Genomic DNA, 16,075 nt, shown 5'->3' on the forward strand with positions numbered 1-16,075 from the left:
AATAAAAAGGTAATATGATGGAAACAAATAACACAGATTGGCGCTATACGGTTATGCCGGCCGTGTTTACATGGCTAAAAGAGTCAGAATCCGGTGCCCTTGAAATAGACCTTGAAGCAACACAAAAATACGCTGCAGACATTTTGAAAGTTCAAGGCAAGGGCGGCAGTAGAATGGGGGGGCTTGTTGGCTCTGGCACTCTAGGTGAGAATAGCTACCTAAGCTCTGAGCAGCGTCTTTCTTTACTTAAAGCCCTTTCTGATGTTGCTAAACAATACAATGTTCCATTAATCAGTGGCGCTGCGGCAGAAACTAAAGAAGAGCTTGCCACAATCGTTGCAGAACTCGCGACGGTTGGCGTGGATACCGTGATGGTGATGCCACCAAAAACTAAGGAAGCACCTTCTGACGAAGAAATGTATGCTTACTATGAGCTTTCTGCAATAGCTGCAAAAGAGGCTGGCATAACAATTATGCCTTACAACAACCCTGATGCAGCCGGATATCATGCGCTTTCAACAGATATTCTTAGAAGACTTGCTGCGCTACCTGAAGTAACGGCTCTTAAAATATCAACGACAGATGTTTCAACTATTGAAACACTGATGTTAGAGAACAAAGATTTAAAAATTTTGGCAGGCGTTGACACTGTAACTGTACATGCAGGACTTGCTGGGGCATGCGGTGGAATTACCGGTGTAGGTTGTATATTCCCAAAAGCCAGCGTATCTATGCAGGAATATGTGAATAATGGCGAATGGACTGAGGCAAACAAAATTTCTCAGGCTATGAATTCTATATCATACCTTGATGCACAGCCGTTGCTTATGGAATATCTCAAGTTTGCTTTTGGTATTCACCATAATGACGCTGATGGCGGTCTTCGTACCCTTGGTAAGAAGTTAACTCAAGAGCAAATTGATGATGTCCGCGCAAGATATATTCTAGCAAAACAAAGACTTGAAGTTCTGGGTTTAGCTGACTAATCCTTTTAAATCTTCAAAAAAGAAAGCTCCGTTTTTACGGGGCTTTTTTGTCCATTTTCGGAATTAAAAGCTGTGCTTAATTTGCGGGGTTATCAAGATATTCCTTTTTTAACATCTTATAGCCTTCAGGCAAGCAATAATCGACTACGCCTATTGCACCAATATCATTCTGTCCGAGCTTCCAAGGATGGTATTTGCATGGATATCCATATCTAATAGCCAGTTCAGCATCCATGCTTCTCGTTCGTAGCACAAAGATTCGGTTTACTCACCGTATCAGGGAAGTGTTTGCACTTTTGCCCACTGAGGCGATTAGCAACCATTAAGCAATAATCAAGAACACACTTCCCGGTAACGAACACAAAAATGTAATAAGCTTCATTCGAAGCTAAGCTTTTTTAAGCTTAAATTAAGATAGGACTATTAATTCTGATTTAGATCCGTTAAAAATATTGATACAAATCAATTTCTAAAAGAGTTAAATGGATCAGGCCTGTAGCTATAAACCTCATATTCGGGTAGGAGATCAGTCTTATCCAGCGTACGAGCTAAAGAATCTGTTTCGTTACTTGAAGCAGAACTTTGCCAATGAGGTTGTCGATCGCCTCTACAGCGACATAGGCATAGGCGAATCGGAACTGATGGTGAGTCAGTTTGTCTATGTGTGGCAGGTTGATTATGCAATGAACTATATGCGACAACTTAGCTCTGATCCCGAAACCGCCGCCAAAGCTGCATCAAGTTATAAAGTTGCCCAACTCGATGTATTGTTACCTCATCTGGCACAATTTGACACCTTAGGTGAGTGTTTACAGTTTGCGATTTCTCACCCCGAATTAGTGGGTAGCTTTTCAGATAACTTATTAAGAAATGACGATGGACGCTTGTATGTCAGGTGGTTAAATACCAATAAAGTCGATGTAGAGCGTTACAGTTTTCAATTTCAACACAGTATTTGCTCCCTGTTGGCTTTTGCTAAAGAGCTCACCGGAGAGAAGATTCGAGTCTCCCATATTGCCTTAGCCGAGCCTGTACGAGAGGTTGAATTCTTATCTGCGCAGTCTGGGGCCGAAATTATATTTGATAGTGAGTTCTTCGAGTGGTCAATTGAGCACCACTATTTAGCGCTGCCCGTGACTTACTCTTTCGAACATGCAGCGGTAAAGCTAGGGGCTGAGAGCTCGGAATCGTATATATCGCAGATCTTGGCGATATTAAGAGAGCTGGCACCTGAATTACCGAGTATGGAGGCGATGGCCGAACTGCAAAATATCAGCGCTAGAACCCTTAGGCGTAGACTCGCTTCGGCTAATACCAGTTATCAGAAGTTGGTGGATCAGGTGCGCTGTCAGATGGCAATCGATCTGATTTTAACTAGCGATTACTCCATAGATGAAATCTCGGATCTGATGGGCTTTGGTGATGTGAGCCATTTTAGACAAAGCTTTAAACATTGGATTGGCCATCCTCCTGGGTACTTTCACCGCCTTAATCGCCCTTTAACTCGTGATGAGTAAAGGGCGTTGTGTTGATTATTGTTGGCAGTTACCGAGTTCTGGCGCCATTTGATCAATCCACTGTTCAATGAGAGCTACCGCATCAGTATGAGCGATACTTCGGCCTATCGGAGGCATTCTGTCTTTAGGCTCATTGAGCTCCTGCCTATAGACGAGTATCGAGTGCTCACCATCACCAGGAATGATGTCATAAGACAAGCCCTTAGCGCCGCCGTCCCAACCGGGAGGCTGCTTGCAGATCCCATATTCAAAGCTAGTATGATCCACATAAAACCCCAATCTTAATCCTGATATGCTGGCAAACCCCTGTGGGTTGTGGCAGTGGCCGCAATTGACATCTAAATAACCTTTGGCTCTTACGGTTAACGGCGCAGACTCGTCAAAAATGTCATAGGCCTTGCCAACCTGAGCAAGCTCTGGCAGATCGTTAAGTAATCCAAGTTGCTGCCACAGTAGCAATTGATTGAGCTCGTTACCTTGGTGAACGATAGGGCGATTAAGTAGGTGGGCTTTTAACCCGATAGGCTCAATACGACTGTTGTCAGCACTGGTTTGATGACAGAGCTTACATTCGGCTCTACTCGGGACATGATAATCGAAGCTTTGGCGCTCACCTTGGTGGTTTAGGCTATGAGCGATATCTTTACCAGCGACTTGCAGCACTGCTTCTCCGTCTTGCCAGATATAGGGCAGGGTCGTCCAGCCTGTCTCTCTGTGGACAAGCAATCGAGTCTCGATAAGTACCTCATTGTTGGCACCGATGACTTGGGTATCAAAGGGTAAAGAAAAGCTTTTGACAAGGACGGTCCCAACTGGCATATCGAATGTCGCTGTGGCGTCATAGCTAACGGTTTTACCTTCGGGAACGAAGATGAAACGATGTTTACTGGCATAGTTAGAGAAGAGCTCAGTGGACAACTGGTACGGGATCCCAGGTGAGACAGGAGAGTCTGTTGGAATACTGGGATCGATAAACAGACCATATTGCGCCAAGGACTCGCAATCTTCATTCATGAGAGCATCCCAGTTAACCTCGCTGGTGTTCGCTTCACAGGCTGAGCTTGGTGCGGGATCGGGTGTTGGGTCGGGAGTGACGGTCGGCGTTTCTGGTTGTGAAACGACTTCGGCAGAATCGTCAGAACCGCCACAGCTAATTAAAGGCATGAGTAGGGTAAGTAGAATGAGTTTACGCATACAGCACCTAAGATTATCTATTTTGGTGTTAGAAAAAAGGCCGGGAGTTCCCGGCCTTTATAGTGATGAGTGCTTAGCTAAATAATTAGATTGGCTCTCATCTCATGACTTAGTACTAGTTATGACTTAGTACTAGCCTGCTAGTTAGAACAGCTTGCTTGAGGCAGACGCTTAATCCATTCATTGATAAGGGCAACACCCTCAGCATGGGATAGGCTACGGCCAATCTCTGGCATTCTGTCACCTGGATCATTCGACTCCATTCTAAAGTGCAGAATCGACTCTTCAGGGCTACCGGGCACGATATCAAAACCAAGTGATCCGCCACCATAGGCAACAGGCGATTTACACGTACCATGTGATAAACCTGCATCTTCATCGTAGGCTCTCCAGTACTCAAGTTTTAAGCCTGTGTTTGAAGCGTTACCTTCTGGGCGATGACAGTGGGCGCAGTTGATGTCTAAGTAACCCTTAGCCGTTTTCATTAGATCGGCATCAGACATCTGGGCAAGGTTTACTTCATCGCCATCGTTAAAGGCAGGTACAGCATCAATGCTTGCTAGCTCTGGTAGGCCTTGTAATATGCCAGCAGCTTGCCACTTAAGTAGCTGGTTCATGCTGCCATCGCTATAGCTATAATCCTTATTGAGATTACGCGCTTTAGTACCGATAGGGGCAAACTTAGCTGGGCTGTCAGCATCAGCTTTTAACTGGTGGCACTGTTTACACTGGTTCATGCTTGGCACGACATAGTCAAACTCCATGTCTTCGCCATTATGCATCACGCTCTTGCCTTGAATCGCTCCTGCTTTGGCCAAAACAGCGTCAGATTTTTCAGCATTCCAAACATAAGGCAGTGCAGTCCAACCGGTTTCACGCTTGATCAATAGGCGTGTTTCAACTAGATCCTCGTTCGCAATACCACGCTTGCTGGTGTTAGCAGGTAGGGCAAAAGACTTAACGATAACGCTGCCGACTGGGAACTCAAATGACTCATTCTCTGAGTAGTTGGCTTTTTGACCTTCTGGTATAAATACATAGCGATACTTACTCGAATAATCGGTAAATAGCTGGGTATTCATGTCGTAAGGCATACCGCCAGAGTTCGGTGCGTCCGTTGGGTTCTTCATATCGGCGAATAGGTTGTAGTCAGACAGGTTAGGGCAGTTGGCTTTAAGTAGCGCGTCCCAAGAGGCATTTGAGCCTTCAGCCTTACACAGACTGAGATCTCCATCGCCATCTAGGCCACCTTCACCTTCGCCTATGCTGCCACCGCCACCAACGAGGTTACCACCGTCACAACCTTCTGTTTCATCATCAACGCCACAACCGAAAATCTGCTCGCCAAATGTCACGGTATGAACCGGAAGGCTCACCTGCTGACAATCCATAATCTCGGTTTGAGTCTTCTCAAATAGGAACTCGGGACTGGCCATATCGGTATTGTCGTTTGCATACAGACGACCAAAGGAGACATCGCCGTTATTGCTGGCACAGATGTTATCACTGCCATCTGCTGCAAAAGGTAGCTCCTGCAAGCCAAGGTATGCTGCGGTGCCGTTATTGGAAAGTAACTCACCTAAACCATCATAAAGTACGCCAGGGAATTGGCCATGAGTAAACAGGTAACCTTTGATGATGTCATCGATAAGGTATCCATTTGGCTTCTGACCATAGCCTTCAATCACGTTATCGTGCAGATATATATTACGGGGCGTTGGACGCCAGCCATCTTCGATAGGTTGACCGGGTTGACCATAGTTAGCGACGAAAGTCTCGATATCTGGCTCGGCGATGAAGAAGCTTGAGATAGTCACACCCATGGTATCGTGATTGGTGATCTCGTTGTTAAAGATCTCCACATCATCGGTAGAGAGAATAATCATACCGGTTCCTGGTGGAACGATATGTACACCTGCTGGGTTGGCTGAGGCGTTGGCAAAGTTCTTGGTATTGTTGTCGTAGACTTTGTTATTAAAGATCCGCACACTCGAGCCGTATCTGTGGTTGCCGATAGGTAGGTCGAATACCAAAATACCACCAGTATTACCCATGGCTTCGTTGTCATATACGTCGGCATATTTCGAGTTTTCAATCTCAATACCGGCAACGTTTTCTTTGGCGATATTACGTCGTACGACAATATACTCAGACTGCCCGACATAGATCCCCGCATCGGCGCTACCACGTACATAAGTATCTTCAATTAGAATGTTCTCACACTCAACAGGGTAGAGACCGTAAGCGCCATTACCTTCATCTAGCTCACCTTCCCAAACCGTAGCGAGTCGACGAAGAATAATCCCATTGGTGTTTTTAAGCTTAATACCGTTGTTTTTGGCTTCGTTGACCGAGAGGTCTTGAATGATAATATTGAGCGCATTCTGAACGAAGATACCGTCACCGGAGTTCGCCTTGGAGAAGTCAAGAATCGTCTCTTCCATGCCATAGCCCATGATGGTGACATTTTTTGCATAACTGCCGTCACCGTCGACATCGCCGTCAAAAAGTAGTGTCGACTCGATCTCAAAATTACCTTTAGGTAGCACGATAACGTCACCGCTTTGTGCATTAATCAGGGCCTCTTGAATACGGATGGTGAGGTTTTCACCATCTTCAACCATGATGGCGCCATCAGGGAAGCTAGGGCCGGGATCTGGCGTCGGTGTGACAACGGCTGTGTCATCTTCGGCTACGTTGGGTTCGTCATCGTCTGATGAACAAGCTCCTAGGCTTATTGCTACAGCGCTGGCAATTAAGGTTGGCATAAGCCATGAAGGTTTCTTGTTGAGCATAGCGTCTCCAAATTTATTTTTATTATGCGACTACTAGATTGCACTGGCGTACAAGATAAGCAATGTGAAATGTGGTCAACAATTAATTAACATTGTGTTATCAGTTGTGTTTTTGATAGCAGGTTAAACGCTTAAGCAAGGCTTACTATTTGAAATTTAATGTGAACAAGGTCACATTTAAACGGGTGTATGGATTTAGGTCTGCTTGAGAAATTGACTAATAATTTTACCGAACTGTGGCGGGTTAATTAATGGTCTCGACGCTTTGTGACGATTGTATTTTGTCTAGTTTAATCTAACTTCCTGCCGACTTTAGAAATGTAAAACAATTTAACTTCATGGGTTTATACCAATCAGTATAAGAAGTTGATCTACTCAGAGCGTTTTTGGGCAAACTTATTCAAGGCGAATAGCTGAAAGAATGCTTGCTTCCTGCTGAAGCTTTTTAACGCAGAAGTAGGCGCCAAAAGCGCTCCAGAATGACGAGTTTTAGCGGGGCTGATACTGTGACTCTTAAGGAACAAGGGGGAGCTTAACTCTAGTTCAACTATGCTCTTCATTCGTTACGAGCTGCATGGTCTTGTATGTTCCAGACATACATAAGACATTTCCTCCATCCTTGGAGGTCAGATGTAGCGAATGTCACTAATGCATAACTATTTGGATATAAGAGGTAGAGTAATGCAGGAGCAGTTACCGAGGAGCAATTCATGACCTTGTCTCAGTGCCGCTAAACTCTCGCTGAGCAACCAAATATTTGAACTGATTTGGTATCAGTTAAGTAAGAATAAAAAAATTCCCGCTATCTATCGTAGCGGGAATTTTCCAAGTAGAGCTTTCAACCTAAGCGCGGTTGGCTAAAGATCAATACCAAAACCCACGATGAATTGATAATCATCTTGTTTAGGGGTAAAGCCGTTTGCATCTGGTTGTGGGTTATTGATGCGATCCCAAACAAACGAAAGGTCGAGATCGAAGATGCTGGTGAGTTCAATCTCAAGCGTGGCAATTGCGTGGTGGGTATAGCCACCTGACTTTTCATTACCATACTGAATTCGGTATAAGGTATTGAAGTCGATATCACTGGTGATCTCGGTGTCATAAACCGTTTCTATCACCATTGCTGCACTACCATCATCGATCTCTTCATTGTCAGTAACTTCATCGAATCGAGTATAAGTATATGCAGGACCGCCACTGATGCTCCATTCTGTTTTTGAGTTGTCTATGATGTTATAACCCAGACCCGAACCGACCGTGACTCGGTAGTCGATGTTTGAGAAGGGATCTTTATAGATCTCGGCAAACACGGGTCTTAAGTAGAACTGTTTGGAGATAAACCAGTCAAAGTTAGTGTTGATACGATGATTATTAATGCGGTTTTCACCATCGGTTTTAGAGTAGTTGCCAATGTAGTCTAGGTTGAAGCGTGACTCTGTTGTGCGGCGCATGGTTTTAGCTAAGGCACTGTAATCTATCTGGTCTGTATTGCCGCTACGGAAGTTAGCACCGAGCGTGATTTTACTGGACCAGTAGTTAGCTTCTGATTGGTCACCAGCAATAATGGTCATGATTTGAGAGTTATCAAACTCTTCACCATCAATATAAGACTTACCATTCTCAACTAATAAATGACCTGTTTTAGTGCTTAGATCGGTAAAACCAATACTAACGATGCCGCTACTTTGCAGCACTTTCACATCTTCCCAGTCGATAAACACCGTATCGAGTTCATCACTCTCAAATTCTAGTTTGTCATCATAAAGGTTTTTAATTTCACCTTTTAGTAGCTCTAATGAGGTCAGTTGCAACCAGTCATACTTGCTGTCTACAGGAGGATAAACTTGTTCAGGCTTTAACGATTGCTCCTTTGGGGCTACGGGGCTGATTTGTGGGGTAGGCTCTGCCGAGTTTGCAGAAGCGGAGCTGATGGTGGCGAAACAAGCCGCCGCAATAAGAGAATAGCGCATATGGGGTTCCATTTAACTCTCCCTGATAGGATATTAATACCTCGGCGGCTGACTTTATTATGTTGATGTCAGCTTAATCAAAGGTACTGATTTACAGATCAGGGTTTAACTAAAAACAAGGTGGTGCAATGATTTATGGATGATTATAAAGCCTGCTCAAACCAGGGCAACATAAACTCTGCAATTGCAGGTTGTGCTTTTTGATTAGGGTGGATGCCATCTCTTTGCATGAGAGAAGAGTCGGTGACGATCTGTTCCATAAAAAATGGCATCAGAGTAACCCCATGCTCTTCTGCAAGTTCTTTATAAATAGTGCTAATTTGTGATGCGTACCTTGGGCCGTAGTTAGGTGGTACCATGATTTCACTGAGCAGAATTTTGACCTCTTGCTCCTTTGCCAGTTCGATGATTTTTGTAAGATTGTTTTTCAATTGTTTAGGTGGAAAACCCCGTAAGCCATCGTTGCCACCAAGCTCGACTAACAGTAACTTAGGCTGCGTCGACTCAAGCAGCGCGGGGAGTCGGCGCAGTCCACCCGCGGAGGTTTCACCGCTAACTGAGCCGTTTACGATGCTGTGCTCGGGCATTTTTTCGCGTAATAATTGTACCCAGCCCTGATCTTCAGGCATGCCATAACTTGCACTTAGGCTATCACCTAGGATTAATATAGGGGCAGCACTCAGTTTAAAACTGCTGAAAATTAATAATAAGGCTAAGCCGCCGAGTCGGCTCTTGAAGCCTAAGAAGGAATCTATGTCTGAAAATAGCGCCATAACTGTAAGCCACCTAGTTAAATCTGTTGTTACTCAAGAGGGTCTACTGACTATCCTCAACGGCATCAATATGGATGTCAAGCACGGCGAGAGTGTGGCTATTCTAGGCCCCTCGGGTTCGGGGAAGTCAACCTTGCTAGGTTTACTTGCTGCATTAGACTCTCCCACTAGCGGTTCGATAAAGCTCGACGGCGTTGCCTTAGAAGATCTCAATGAAGAGAGTAAGGCATCCCTACGTAAACAGAAAGTCAGTTTTATTTTTCAGTCTTTCATGTTGGTTGATACCCTAAATGCACTAGAGAACGTGATGTTACCTGCCGAACTTGCCGGCATAACTAAGGCTAAAGAGAAGGCCGAGGCGATGCTAGAGCGAGTGGGGTTAAGTCATAGACTCACTCATTTCCCTAATCAACTATCTGGTGGGGAGCAACAGAGGGTTGCCATTGCTAGAGCCTTTATTTGTGAACCTAAGGTGCTGTTTGCCGATGAGCCAACGGGTAACCTCGACTCGGCTAATAGCGATAAGATTGCCGATATGCTGTTTGAACTTAACCGTGAGAGTGATACAACCTTAGTGTTGGTGACTCATGATATGGAGTTAGCTAGCCGTTGTCAGCGTCAATTTATTATGGATTCAGGCTGTTTAAGTGAGAAGCAAAACGAACAGATGACAAGGATTCAAGGAGCAGAAGAGGCAAGCGCATGGAGTTAAGTTTAGCTTGGCGGCTGTTTAAGCGGGAGCTTTCCCAAGGACAATTGCTGTTGATTATCTTGGCGATCACCTTGGCCGTTTTATCGGTAACGGGCCTTGCCAGTGTTAGCGAGCGCTTGCAGATGGCAATTAACGGGCAAGCATCAAAATTTATCGCGGCTGATCGTATCATCGACTCCCCAGCCAAAATTGATCCGCAAATTTTGCAAGTGGCTGACGAGCTAGGTGTTGCTCGGGTCGGTAGCATGCAATTCAACTCCATGGTTTACGCTGGTGACGCGTTTCAGTTAGTTACCGTTAGGGCGGTTGAGCAAGGTTACCCTTTAAAGGGCGATATCGAACTCAGTACTGGTAAGGCTCAGGGTTTACCAGAGCTAGGTCATATCTGGTTTGAGACGCGACTCGGCGGCCTGTTAGGTTATCCAGAGCTAATAGAGCTTGGGAATGCGAACTTTAATTTATCTAAGGAAATTATTCGCTTGCCTGATGCGGGTTTTAACCCGTTTGCGTCATCCCCTGTTGTACTGATGCGCATCGAAGATGTCGCCAAGACACAAGTTATTCAACCGGGGAGCCGGGTAACCTATCGTTACCAGTTCACTGGCGATGTTGGACAGTTAACGGCATTTGAAGCGCGAGTAAAGCCGTTACTCAATACCAGTCAGCGTTGGGTCGATGTGCAGTCGGGTGACTCGCCCATTGCCGGTGCCGTTAAGCGAGCAGAGCGCTTTTTACTGTTAGCCAGTCTGTTAGGTATCGCGCTCGCCTGTGCGGCCATTGGTATTGCTGCGCAGCGATACTGTCAGCGTCACTATGATGTGGTGGCTATGTTGAAAACCTTTGGTGCATCGGCGAAGCAGATCCGAGTGTTATTTGGGACTCATCTATTGCTGGTTACCGCAGTTGGCGTACTGCTTGGTTTGCTCGGTGGTTTTGTGTTAGAACGGGGCATCACGGCATTTCTACCAATAGAGATTGCCGCATATACGCCACCGGTAAGTAGACCAATCATGCTAGGCATAGCGACAGGTTTTGTTAGCGCGTTTATGTTCTCCGCCTATCCGCTAATGCGTTTATTGGCTATTCCACCTCTTCGAGTATTACAACGTCAGCTTGAAGGCTTGCAGCTGGGGATGTGGTTGCACCTTATTTTAAGCTTAGGTGCGATGGCGCTGCTGGGCTATCTCTACTCTCAAAGCTTAGCGTTAACCTTAACTGTTGTGGCTGCGGTCTTGCTACTGGGGACCTTACTGAGTGTGCTGGGCTTTTTTATGATCCGTTTAGGTCATAGCGTCGGCATGAAAACCACCAATCCGCTACAGTTGGCGCTAGCAGGACTCAGGCGCAGAGCCAAGCAAAACGCGGTGCAGCTTGTCGGTTTCAGCAGCGCCTTGGTATTGCTACTGACTATTTTGGCTCTTAGACAAGACTTATTGCTGGAGTGGCAAAAGCAGTTACCCGAAAATTCGCCCAACTACTTCTTAGTCAATATTGCCCCAGAAGAGACGCAAACCATTAGCGACTTTTTAGCACCTCATCTTAAAGCGTCACCTATTATTTATCCTGTGGTGCGCGGCCGTTTAACCGAAATTAATGGTGAGGAGTTGATCTCTAATGCGCAAAAGCAAGAGGGAAAAGAGGGGCGGGTCGGGATCGCTCGAGAGCTAAACTTAACCTACCAAGCGAGTCTGCCCCCCAATAATGAGATCTTAGAGGGTAGCTTTAATCAAGACACTTATGATGTATCAGTCGAATCGGGCGTCGCGGAGCGTCTAGGTTTATCTATAGGTGACAGCTTAACTTACACCATAGATAACCAGCCTCTCACGGTGAAGGTTACCAGCATTCGTGCGGTGCATTGGGAAACACTGCAGCCTAATTTCTTTATGATCTTTACCCAAGAAGCACTCGCTCCCTTTGCTTATACTTCGATGTCGAGTTTTCATCTTGCAGACTCTCAGCGTGGACTCATCCTCGATTTGATAAAGCAGTTTCCGACCGTATCTATCATAGATGTCGGGGCCATGGTGAGCCAGCTACGGCAGATCATCGACCAAGTTTCTCTATCGTTATCGCTGGTATTAGTCTTAGTGTTATTAGCAAGTGCCTTGGTGATGATTGCGCAAACAGAGGCGGGGATGGCGACTAGGCAAAGAGAGCTTGCCGTATTGCGCACCTTTGGCGCATCTGGATGGTTGCTGCGAGCGGCAACAGGACTTGAGTTTGCACTGCTTGGCACCATTGCAGGCATATTGGCGGTGATTGTCGCCGAGTTTACTCTCTATCTGCTAAAGACTCAGGTGTTTGAGCTTAATGTTTATATGCATTGGCCCTGGTGGGGGATAGCACCATTTTGCGGTGGACTCATTGTGGCTTCGCTCGGCATTTGGCGCTGCAGACAGTTACTTAATAAGTCCTGCGGTGAGTTACTTAAAACGCACTAGAATGGGAAACTCCTGTTTAAAGGGATAGCCTAGCTATCCCTTTTTTTGTTGATATTAACTTGCTCACGTTGCAGGGAATAAGACTAAGTGAGCAACTGTTTCAGCGCCGCTTCAAGCTCAGGATATTGGAATACAAACCCTGAGTCTAAGGTGCGCTTAGGTATGACATATTGTCCTTCAATTAATAGGCAAGACATCTCTCCCAAAGCCACTCTCAATACAAAGGCTGGCATAGGAATAAAGGCAGGTCGGTTTAACGCCTGTCCAAGTGCTTTTGTAAACTCTTGGTTACTAACAGGGTTTGGCGCACTGCCATTATAGATGCCATTGCATTCTGAGCGGTTGAGCAGATGCACGAAAAGCTGAACAAGATCGGACTGATGGATCCAGCTCATGCCTTGCTCTGCGCTGGCGATCGGCCCACCAAGCCCGAGTTTAAACGCGGGTAACATCTTAGCCAAGGCGCCGCCTGTGCTACCGAGGACGAGCCCTATTCGAATAATACAGACCCGTGTCTGTTCACTCTGCGCCTTTAATGCGCCATCCTCCCAGCGGTGACATACCTGATGAGTGAACTCGGCTAGATTAGCATCGCTGGCTTGATAGCTCTCATCGACTTGAGTTTGATTCTGATTGCCGTAATACCCCACTGCAGAGGCACTAATGAAGGTATGTGGTGGCGTAGTACTATTTTCGATGAGCTCTGTTAGTCGCTCGGTTATACTCCAGCGGCTCTGGCAAATATCGAGCTTTTTCTGGCCGCTCCAGAGCTTTTCGGCGATAGGCTCACCCGCTAGATTGATAACGGCATCGAAATTATCTAAGTCTTTGAGCTCATCTAATGAACCTAAATAGTCATGCTTCGCGCCCAGTATAATGGCTGAGCGCTGTGGATCGCGGCTGAGAATAGTTAACTGATGTTGTAACTCTAAGGCTTTGACCAGTTGCTTACCGATAAATCCACTGGCGCCAGTCATTAATATTTTCATAGGCTGATTAAATAGCTTAAAAAGTATAATTGTCTGTACGTTAGATTATAGTCGTTAGATCGATTGTTTTTGGTAACACAGCTCAAGAGAGACGGAATCTGCAAAGCGCAGCGCATGTGGCTTGTCGATTTCAACCTTAGCAAAGTCGACCCAGTCGTGTTCACTGGCAATGGCTAAGACTTGGCTAGTGAGATTTTCCAGTAAAGAAAAGCGGTTGTTTTCAACTAAAGCAATGATCTTTTTCGTAATCGTGCGATAATTCAGGGCATCATCCATATTGTCACTGTTTCTGGCTTTGTCTGCACAGTAGTGAATAATGGTATTTATGATGACATCTTGCTTATTTTGTATTTCGTCTTCTTTGATCCCTATATAGGTACGTAGCCTAAGGTTTTTGATTCGGATCACGGCGATTTCTGGTTTCATAAATAACGATGTCCCTATTGTTGTGTATGTTTGAAGCAGTTTATATAACCCTATCAATATTATAGTGAATCAAGAAGGATTTTATTGTAATGAGACGATTTGAGAACCAAGGCGTAGCATTTAAAGGCTTTGCTATTTCGGCGTTTATCGTTGTAATTTTAGCGGGTATTAAGGCGGCAAGCCCGATTGTGGTTCCCTTTGTGCTGTCAGTATTTATCGCCGTGATCTGTAATCCAATGATCAGCTGGATGACACGCCACCGTGCGCCACGAGGCTTGGCTGTGCTGTTGTTGATGGTCTTTATCGTGATGATGGGGCTATGGTTGGCCTCGGTGGTTGGTACTTCGATTAATGAGTTCTCTAAACAGTTACCATTTTATCGTGATCAGTTAATCGACCAGTTCTCTTGGGTCGTTGAGAAGCTTGCCGCGTTTAATATTCAGATCTCTAAAGAACAGATCTTGGCCTACTTCGATCCGGGTGTAGCCCTGTCGATGACCACGAATATGTTGTCCGGTGTAGGCAGTGTGATGGCAAATCTGTTCTTAATCATCTTGACCGTGGTGTTTATGTTATTTGAGTCGAATGGTTTTTCGACCAAGATGCATTTAGCACTAGATGATCCGGATATGCGATTAAAGCAGGTCGACCGTTTCTTGCATTCGGTAAATCAATATATGGTGATCAAGACACTCGTCAGCTTAGGTACCGGCTTGATTATCGGTGTAGGCCTTTACTTTATTGGTGTGGACTATGCCTTGTTATGGGGCGTTATCGCATTCCTGTTTAACTATATTCCAAATATCGGTTCGATTATTGCGGCGATCCCATCTGTGCTATTGGCATTCATTCAATTAGGCCCTGGCGCTGCTGGTGGTGTGGCGCTGCTGTACTTAGGTACGAATACAGTAATGGGCAATGCCGTTGAGCCTAGGTATATGGGTAAAGGCTTAGGCCTATCAACGCTTGTGGTGTTTTTATCATTAATCTTCTGGGGTTGGTTGCTAGGCTCTGTGGGGATGTTGCTATCGGTGCCACTGACCATGATTGTAAAAATAGCACTCGAGTCTAGTTCTGGCGGTCGTTGGCTAGCCGTTTTACTTGGGGATGATGTCTCTGAAGCACAGCTACAAGTAGCAAAAGCGGCTGCGCCTGTTGAGGGAGAAAGTGCTGAGTTAGAAAAGTCTCAACGAGAAAGCTCTGCGTTAGAAAGCGCTCAGTTAGAGAGTTCAGAGTCAAAGAATAGAGAAAAGTGAGTTTGATGCAGTTATTTATTGAAGCAATAGAGCAAGTTGAGTTATCAGAAGATGTCGCGCGACTATTTCATGGTCGAGGAGGGCGTTTTCAAGGCTGTGAACACCTTTGTCTCGACTGGTTCTCGCCCGTATTGTTGTTAACCAGCTTTAAAGTATTAGAAAGTGTTGAGCTAGACAGCTTATGCGCAGCCATTGAGCAACGCTGGGTTGAGTTAAAGGGGGATGAGCCACTCAATCTTGTGTTCCAATATCGCCGTGGTGGTGAGACTCATACCGAGATCATTAAAGGTGAAGTCCCTGAGAAGCATATCGTCACGGAAAATGGAGCGTGTTTTCAAGTGCATCTAATGCGTGGCCAGAATCATGGTTTGTTTCTCGATATGCGCAATGGCCGCCAGTGGGTGCGTGAGAATAGTGCCCACAAGAAAGTATTGAACTTATTTGCCTATACCTGTGGCTTCTCAGTGGCTGCATTACAGGGCAAAGCCGATGAAGTGGTCAACATCGATATGAGTAAAGGCGCATTGTCGATTGGTAAGCAAAACCATCTACTTAATGACTTTAAAGTCGGCGCGCGTTTTCTGGGGCATGATATTTTCAAATCTTGGGGTAAGCTCACCAAGCTTGGCCCTTACGATTTAATCATCGCCGATCCGCCCAGTAATCAAAAGGGCAGTTTTGTCGCGACTAAGGACTACGCTCGCCTGTTGAAAAGATTACCTGAGCTACTAAGTGAAGATGGCGACATGCTGCTTTGCTTAAATGCGCCAGAGTTGAGCATCGAGTTTTTAATGGAGCAGGTAAACGAGTACAGCCCAAGCTTAGTGTTTTGTGAGCAGCTTGAGAATCCTGCGGTGTTTGAAGATGTCGACCCTAACAAAGCGCTAAAAGTGCTGCGTTATCGAAAGAGCTAGTCTGCGTCTATTTGCTGACTTAGAGCTAAAAGGCCAAACCATGAGTTTGGCCTTTTTTATGGGCAAGGTTAACTAAAAGCCTTGTCTGCTGTGGTGCAC

12 protein-coding genes are annotated in these 16,075 nt (G+C 45.6%); 6 read left to right on the plus strand and 6 right to left on the minus strand.

All coding sequences use genetic code 11. The features are described from left to right. Positions 1 to 17: 17 nt before the first annotated feature. Both L1D44_RS18795 and L1D44_RS18800 read left to right on the plus strand, forming a co-directional pair. Entirely contained in the window at positions 18 to 986 is a 969-nt protein-coding gene (locus L1D44_RS18795) for a dihydrodipicolinate synthase family protein (protein WP_239892835.1), read from the plus strand. Positions 987 to 1,468: 482 nt separating this feature from the next. Next, positions 1,469 to 2,503, plus strand: coding sequence for an AraC family transcriptional regulator (locus L1D44_RS18800; RefSeq protein ID WP_239892822.1), 1,035 nt, complete (start codon positions 1,469 to 1,471; stop codon positions 2,501 to 2,503). 15 nt (positions 2,504 to 2,518) lie between these two features. Here the strand turns inward: L1D44_RS18800 and L1D44_RS18805 are convergent, their stop codons facing one another. The 4 genes from L1D44_RS18805 to L1D44_RS18820 all read right to left on the minus strand — a co-directional run bounded on the left by L1D44_RS18805 (position 2,519) and on the right by L1D44_RS18820 (position 9,235). Beyond that, positions 2,519 to 3,697, minus strand: coding sequence for an SO2930 family diheme c-type cytochrome (locus L1D44_RS18805; protein WP_239892823.1), 1,179 nt, complete (start codon positions 3,695 to 3,697; stop codon positions 2,519 to 2,521). 140 nt (positions 3,698 to 3,837) lie between these two features. Further along, positions 3,838 to 6,492 carry a parallel beta-helix domain-containing protein gene (locus L1D44_RS18810; RefSeq protein WP_239892824.1) on the minus strand — a complete coding sequence of 885 codons (2,655 nt, stop codon included), beginning with the start codon at positions 6,490 to 6,492 and terminating at the stop codon, positions 3,838 to 3,840. An 857-nt stretch (positions 6,493 to 7,349) separates the two neighbouring features. Beyond that, positions 7,350 to 8,474: a DUF481 domain-containing protein gene (locus L1D44_RS18815; RefSeq protein WP_239892825.1), complete on the minus strand. Its 1,125-nt coding sequence runs from the start codon at positions 8,472 to 8,474 to the stop codon at positions 7,350 to 7,352. Between the two features lie 131 nt (positions 8,475 to 8,605). Then, complete coding sequence (locus tag L1D44_RS18820) at positions 8,606 to 9,235, minus strand: arylesterase (RefSeq protein WP_239892826.1); 630 nt, start codon at positions 9,233 to 9,235, stop codon at positions 8,606 to 8,608. Here L1D44_RS18820 and L1D44_RS18825 point away from each other — a divergent pair. Further along, on the plus strand, positions 9,216 to 9,947 hold the full coding sequence (locus L1D44_RS18825; protein WP_239892827.1) for an ABC transporter ATP-binding protein: 732 nt from the start codon (positions 9,216 to 9,218) through the stop codon (positions 9,945 to 9,947). The genes L1D44_RS18820 and L1D44_RS18825 overlap by 20 nt on opposite strands. Beyond that, positions 9,938 to 12,391: an FtsX-like permease family protein gene (locus L1D44_RS18830; RefSeq protein WP_239892828.1), complete on the plus strand. Its 2,454-nt coding sequence runs from the start codon at positions 9,938 to 9,940 to the stop codon at positions 12,389 to 12,391. Before L1D44_RS18825 ends, L1D44_RS18830 begins: the two co-directional genes overlap by 10 nt. A gap of 83 nt (positions 12,392 to 12,474) precedes the next feature. Here L1D44_RS18830 and L1D44_RS18835 read toward each other — a convergent pair whose 3' ends face one another. After that, entirely contained in the window at positions 12,475 to 13,380 is a 906-nt protein-coding gene (locus L1D44_RS18835) for a TIGR01777 family oxidoreductase (protein WP_239892829.1), read from the minus strand. Between the two features lie 54 nt (positions 13,381 to 13,434). Next, positions 13,435 to 13,806: a dihydroneopterin triphosphate 2'-epimerase gene (gene folX / locus L1D44_RS18840; protein ID WP_239892830.1), complete on the minus strand. Its 372-nt coding sequence runs from the start codon at positions 13,804 to 13,806 to the stop codon at positions 13,435 to 13,437. 89 nt (positions 13,807 to 13,895) lie between these two features. On the opposite strand from folX, the gene L1D44_RS18845 reads away from it, so the two are divergent. Both L1D44_RS18845 and L1D44_RS18850 read left to right on the plus strand, forming a co-directional pair. Then, positions 13,896 to 15,062: an AI-2E family transporter gene (locus L1D44_RS18845; protein WP_239892831.1), complete on the plus strand. Its 1,167-nt coding sequence runs from the start codon at positions 13,896 to 13,898 to the stop codon at positions 15,060 to 15,062. Positions 15,063 to 15,067: 5 nt separating this feature from the next. Further along, a complete protein-coding gene (locus tag L1D44_RS18850; RefSeq protein ID WP_239892832.1) occupies positions 15,068 to 15,976 on the plus strand; it encodes a class I SAM-dependent methyltransferase in 909 nt (302 codons plus the stop codon). The last annotated feature ends 99 nt before the right edge of the window (positions 15,977 to 16,075 follow it).

Origin of the sequence: Shewanella sp. Isolate13, assembly GCF_022398325.1 — a bacterium.
Taxonomy (GTDB): Bacteria; Pseudomonadota; Gammaproteobacteria; order Enterobacterales; family Shewanellaceae; genus Shewanella.

Coding starts and splice junctions, on each gene's coding strand:
- L1D44_RS18805 (WP_239892823.1), bottom strand. CDS start 3,697: ATGCGTAAACTCATTCTACTTACCCTACTCATGCCTTTAATTAGCTGT.
- L1D44_RS18810 (WP_239892824.1), bottom strand. CDS start 6,492: ATGCTCAACAAGAAACCTTCATGGCTTATGCCAACCTTAATTGCCAGC.
- L1D44_RS18845 (WP_239892831.1), top strand. CDS start 13,896: ATGAGACGATTTGAGAACCAAGGCGTAGCATTTAAAGGCTTTGCTATT.
- L1D44_RS18825 (WP_239892827.1), top strand. CDS start 9,216: ATGTCTGAAAATAGCGCCATAACTGTAAGCCACCTAGTTAAATCTGTT.
- L1D44_RS18830 (WP_239892828.1), top strand. CDS start 9,938: ATGGAGTTAAGTTTAGCTTGGCGGCTGTTTAAGCGGGAGCTTTCCCAA.
- L1D44_RS18835 (WP_239892829.1), bottom strand. CDS start 13,380: ATGAAAATATTAATGACTGGCGCCAGTGGATTTATCGGTAAGCAACTG.
- L1D44_RS18795 (WP_239892835.1), top strand. CDS start 18: ATGGAAACAAATAACACAGATTGGCGCTATACGGTTATGCCGGCCGTG.
- folX (WP_239892830.1), bottom strand. CDS start 13,806: ATGAAACCAGAAATCGCCGTGATCCGAATCAAAAACCTTAGGCTACGT.
- L1D44_RS18820 (WP_239892826.1), bottom strand. CDS start 9,235: ATGGCGCTATTTTCAGACATAGATTCCTTCTTAGGCTTCAAGAGCCGA.
- L1D44_RS18800 (WP_239892822.1), top strand. CDS start 1,469: ATGGATCAGGCCTGTAGCTATAAACCTCATATTCGGGTAGGAGATCAG.
- L1D44_RS18815 (WP_239892825.1), bottom strand. CDS start 8,474: ATGGAACCCCATATGCGCTATTCTCTTATTGCGGCGGCTTGTTTCGCC.
- L1D44_RS18850 (WP_239892832.1), top strand. CDS start 15,068: ATGCAGTTATTTATTGAAGCAATAGAGCAAGTTGAGTTATCAGAAGAT.